At 35.8% G+C, this 6,585-nt stretch carries 1 protein-coding gene; it reads left to right on the plus strand.

Annotation, left to right across the window (positions count from 1 at the left end):
* A partial coding sequence (locus tag Q0340_RS12225; RefSeq protein ID WP_298083533.1) for a calcium-binding protein occupies positions 1–6,585 on the plus strand: 6,585 nt, incomplete at both ends.

Here is a 6,585-nt window from a genome sequence, read left to right on the forward strand (position 1 = left end):
ATGAGAAAGTTTGAGGCACTAAAAACATATGCAGAGCTAGCATGGGCGGGGTATAAAGGGTTTATAAAACTTGGTAAAAGTGGTCGGTTTGATACAACAAGTGCCCAAAGAGATAATTTCTCTAAGGACTTTGTAGAGATAAAATCTTCAGAAGAGGATAACTTAAGTGGTTTTCAGGCGGTCTTATACAAGAATATAAAAACTGGTGAATACATATTGTCCGTAAGGGGAACGGAAATAAACCAGGGATTCGGTCAAGCGATAAAAGATCTTTTGGCTGACATAGAATTGGCATTTAATGGCACACCTCACTCTCAGATTGGAGACATGGTGAAGTTTATTAATGAACTAAAGAAAGGAACTAAAGGCAATGATGGAAAAACTGCCGTGCAAATAAATAATTTTGATAATATCACTATAGTTGGTCACTCTCTAGGTGGTACACTAGCCCAAATAGCTTCAAAAATCTATCCTGGCTTATTTGATAACTGCTATACTTTTAACTCTCCTAGCGGAAAAAACTTATATCTATATAGTAAAGAAGTGCTTAAAGATGCTGAAGGAAAATACTTCTGGATAGTAGATGCACAAACGAATTACAAGTACTATCTTGATGATGCTATTGGCGAAGCTTTGTATAATTATCAAAAATCTCCTATGACCACATCAGTAACCGATATAAGAGCCAAAGATTTTTTTAATTTGATAGCGGATTTACATGAAAATGATAGATTTGGAGAACTTATTGAAGTTTCTGGAGAAACTCATTTTATAGCCCCTATGACTAAAATTCTCTATTTTTATGACTTTGCCATATCTCATGGAATATCGGAGGAGTTTGTAACAAATTATCTAAGTAGTTATTATAAAAATATTGTTAGCTCTATGACGGGCGAAGGCATTGCCAATATCGCAGAAAAAATAATCCAAGACATAGATAAAACTATAGGCAAGGCTCAAGGCAAATCTGATATAATAGACATATGCCAAATTTACGATAGCGATAAAACTAATTTCACTTTAGAATTGATCCCGTTCAATGCACCGATTAACCAAATTTTCCCAGATTCTAATATTCCTATTGAAAAATTATATGCGTTGGTAAATCTTAATAACTTTATAATATCAGATATAGATCTGCCAGCCTATAAAGAACTTGAAAAGTATAAAGACGAGTATTCCGATAACTATGTAAAAGATAAATCAAAAATGCTTCAAAAAGTATTGATATCTAAAGCTGTATCTGGAGAATATTATAAAGATTACCAAAGCAATATAGAACTAAAACCCCTATTTGATGAGTCTGGGCAGATAACAGATAGCCCTAATAACCAATTTATATTTGGCACAAATAAGAATGATGATATAGAAAATATTAAATCAAAGCTTAATCCGGATACACATACTAAAATTTATGCCCTAGCTGGAGACGATAACATAAAGATAGTAGGGGGTAGCGCCTACATCGAAGCAGGCTCCGGTAACGATACCATAGACCTAAGAGGTTCCAAAGGAGAAAATACCGTATATGGCGGAGTAAACAACGATAAAGAAGACAAGAACTATGACGATGGAGACGATACCATCTATGGAGGAGAAGGAAAAGATACCATCTACGGAGGAAGCGGTAAGGATACCATATATACGGACAATGACGACAAAGAAGACCTACTATATGGCGGAGATGGCTTCGACACCTACTACGCAGGAGATAAAGATATCATAGAAGATACTGATGGCCAAGGTAGAGTATTCTTCAATAACTCGATCTTGACGGGCGGAACATACGATAAAGAAAAAGGAGTATATCTAAGCGAAGATAGGAAGACGGAGTATAAATTATTAGAAGATGAAAAACTGATCGTCAAGAAAGATGGCGGTACAGTCACAATCAATGGATATAAAAAGGATTTTAAAGATGAAAATGGAAATGCATATCTAAGCATAACCCTCCTCGATGCAGATGAGATAGGTATAAGTATAAGCGATAACCAAACAAACGAAGGAGATAGCGGCAAAAAGTCGTTAGATTTTAATATCTCGATACAAGGCTCTATCGAAAAAGGTGAATTTCTTATACTGGGAATAGGAGATAAAAAATATCTTTTCGGTGATCCAAGCGAAGAATATATCAAAAAATACAATCTAAATTTATCTCAATACGAGCGGGGAAATACCTATACCTATACATGGGAAGGCAATACGATCAAGCAAGAGGATAGGGAATTTGATGTAACTCCTAGAATCATCCAAACCTCAGATAAACTAAAAGCCAAGATATTAAAATCCGGTATCGGCAAAATCATAGATGACGACCGCGATCCTAACGAGGATCTACCCGAGACATACGATCCTATCGTAATAGATTTTAATAAAAACGGCGTAACTTCCACTAGGCTTGATAATACGGTGTATTTCGATCACGACAATAATGGCTTTGCGGAAGCTACCGCTTGGATAGAAAAAGACGATGGACTACTAGCGCTAGATAAAAATAATAACGGTAAAATAGATAATGGAAATGAACTATTCGGAAATCATACTATTTCAAATACCGCTTACGGATACACAGATAAAAAAGCGACCAACGGCTATGAAGCTTTAAAGGCTTATGATCTAAATGGCGACAACGCAATAGATGAAAAGGATGAGATATTTAATAAGCTTAAAATTTGGAAGGATAAGAATTCTAACGGCATTACCGATGAAGGAGAGCTAAGCTCGCTTGTGGATAATAATATCAAAAGCATCGATCTAAACTATAAAGAGATAGCGATAAATGAGAATTCTAACACCGTAAAACAAAGCTCTAAAGTTACTCTTAAAGACGGCTCCACCTTAGATGCTAACGACGTATGGATGAAAGTAAATTTAAACAAAACCGAAGAGATAATAGATCAAAATAAACTCTCGCCAGAAGTCCAGGCCCTACCTCAAGTAATAGCTAGCGGAAATTTAAGCTCTTTAAGAGTAGCGGCAGGCAAGAATGAAAGGCTGGCTACAATAATAAATCTATATCTGATGCTAAAGCCAGAGGATAGAAAGAAGCATATTGATGAGCTGATCTATGAATGGGCAGGAGTTAGCGATATGCATCCAAACTCTAGAACTACCTCTATCGATAGCAGGATCGTAAATGTTTATGAAAAGCTTACGGGCAAGCCTTTTACTTGGCATGGAAGCTCCAATGATGCAAATATTAGAATATCCGCTAATATCATTAAAGAAAGATTTGATACTTTCAAACGCTACGTCTATGCGACTATAGAGCTTCAAACGACATATTCCGATTTAAATTTAGATATGGAAAAGATGAGCTTAGAAAAAGGTGAAAAGCTAAGCTATAAATTTGATGCTTTAAATTCTAAGCTTATGCAATTATATAAAGATGAAAAATACGATGAATTTATTAAATTAATGAGTGTTGTTCGAAATGCTAGTTCATATAAACCTATATTTCAAGAGAATTTGAAAAAGAACCTAATAAGCTTTAGCGGTAATGATGTTGAATTATTGGCCCTATGCTTTGATACATATATTAATGGAACAAATAGCGATGATGTTATCAATGGAAATTCTGAAGGTAATTTTATAAATGGAGGTAAGGGCAACGATACGCTCTATGGTGGATATGGTGATGATATCTATATATTTAATAAAGGCGACGGAGCAGATACTATCTACGATACGGCAGGTAACGATAAAATAAAATTCAAAGAAGGTATAGCCCCTAGTGATGTTAGTTTCAAAAGAGAGCTGGATAAACTTATAATCTCCATTAAAAATAACAATGGAGTAAATAGTGATAGCATAGCTATCCAAAATTTCTTTTCCGTTAATCCTGAAATAGGAAACAATACTGTAAGAACTATAACTTTTGCCGATGGAAGCGTTTATGATTTCAATAAAATCCTTGAGCTGACCCCTTTGGTTTCTACTGATAAAGGCGACAAGCTATATCTCACCGATGGCAACGATACCTTCGATGCAGGTTTAGGTAACGATGAAATTTGGGGCGGCAATGGAGATGATGTGATTAATGGCAACGAAGGAAATGATATCCTCTATGGCAATGACGGTAACGATACTCTAAATGGAGGGGACGGAAATGATACCCTTTATGGCGAAAATGGAAATAATATTCTAATTGGAGAAACGGGTAACGATACTCTCAATGGCGGTTACGGCGATGATACCTATATATTTAATAAAGGTGACGGCAACGACATTATAACGGATTGCGGCGGAATCAATACCTTGCAATTCGGAGAAGGAATTTCTAGAAGTGATCTAGAATTTAATGTGATCAATTCTGGCTCAGCTTTAAAAATTTCATTTAAAAATAGCCCTAACGATAGCATTGTGATCAATCAAGCTAATGTTGAAAATATAAAATTCGCAAGTGGAGAGATTTTAAAACTTAGCGACATTTTTGATAGCATAAAAATTATAGGAACCGAAGGAAACGATCTCATTCGTGCAGGTATAAATACTCCTCATATTATAGAAGGGGGCAACGGCAACGATAATATTAAAGGCAATAATTACACCAAATCAATTAATGGTGGTAAGGGTAATGATTGGCTTAATGGAGGAGAAGGCAATGACACCTATATATTTAATGAGGGTGACGGTAGCGATGTTATTTATGATACAAGCGGAATTGATACTTTAAAATTTGGGATCAATATAAGAAAAGAAGATCTAAAATTCAAAAGAGATCCCAATAAGCTTGTAATTTCAGTAAAAGAAGATTCAGGAATGTTATGGGACAGTATTACCCTTGAGAATTTCTACTCTATAAATTCCGGAATAACTCATAATAATACCGTAAGAACCATATCGTTTGCAGACGGTAGCGTTTATAATCTAGACGACATGTTAAAGTCTGCATTACCAAGTCCTACAGATAGAGCCGACATACTTTATCTTTCGGATGGAGATGATACCTTTGATGCGGGTCTTGGAAACGATATAATATGGGGCGGGGACGGCGATGATGTTATTTACGGTAACGAAGGGAATGATACTATTTATGGAGATAACGGCAATGATACGCTAATCGGAGGTAAAGGAGACGATAAACTCGAAGGAAGACGTGGGGACGACACCTATATATTCAATAAGGGAGATGGCAATGACGTTATTTACGATATTGAAGGATCTAATACTATAAAATTTAATGATTTTAGCGCGGATGATATAAATATCAAAAGAATATTTAATGATGTGGTCATCAATTCTAAAATTTCAAATGATACCGTTACCTTGCAACGTTTTTACAATAATAATGGTGAAAGTACTATAAATACTATAAAATTTAAAGATGGCACGTCTTGGGACTATCAAACTATTCTAAATAGCTCTTCCATAAAAGCAACTGAAGAGGACGATAAATTTTTTCTTGACGACCAAGACAATGAATTTAATGCCCTTGGCGGAGATGATAAAATTTACGGGAACTGGAAGAGCAATATTATAGATGGGGGAGAAGGCAATGATATACTTATAGGCGGTCAAGGCAACGATACTCTCATCGGAGGAAGCGGTAATGACGAGCTTTATGGCGGTGAAGACAATGATATTTTAATAGGAGGAACTGGAAATGATATGCTTATCGGTGGAGCAGGCAACGATACCTACATCTTCAACAAAGGAGATGGAAATGACACCGTAGAGGATTATACCGGCAATAATACTATAAAATTTAACGATTTTGCTTTGAATGATATAGACATAAAAAAAGTTTTGGATGACATAGTTATAAGCTCAAAAATTTCAAACGATACTATAACTATCAAAAATAAGCTCTTCAGACATGCTATAGAAAATATAGTCTTTAAAGATGGTTCTGTTTTAAGCTATCAAGATATCCTTAATCGCTCCCATATAAAAGCAACCGAAGGAAGCGACAAATTTTATCTCAGCGATAAGGATGATGAATTTGATGCTTTGGGTGGAGACGATGAAATTTACGGACAAGATGGTAACGACGTCATAAATGGCAACAAAGGAAACGACAAACTTTACGGCGACAGGGGTGACGATACCCTAAACGGCGGATCAGGCTACGATCTTCTTGATGGCGGCGAAGGTAATGATACTTTAATTGGCGGTAAAGACGGCGATATCCTAAACGGCGGATATGGAGATGATACCTATATCTTCAATAAAGGCGACGGTAACGATACTATAACTGACAATCAAGGAACCGATACTATTAAATTCGGCGAAGGAATAAACAGAGAGGATCTTATCGTCAAAAGAGTTGCGCGAATGAATGATCGTACTGGACGAAAGGAATATTCTGATATAGTCATATTCTTTAAAAATTCCTCAAATGATTCCATTACTATGCAAAACGTTATCGATAGCAACAAAAATAGAGATAACAACATAATAGAGAATTTTGAATTTGCTAATGGCGAAAAATTAAGCTTTGAAGATATAAAACAATTGCCCCTTATGGGTACTGATGAAGGAGAGGGCATAAAGGGTTTTAGTGATTCAAACAATACGCTTGTAGGTAATGGCGGAAATGATTGGCTTTACGGAGATAAGAAGAATGATATTTTAATCGGCGGA

The sequence above is a fragment of the uncultured Campylobacter sp. genome (assembly GCF_938045595.1).
Classification (GTDB): domain Bacteria; phylum Campylobacterota; class Campylobacteria; order Campylobacterales; family Campylobacteraceae; genus Campylobacter_B.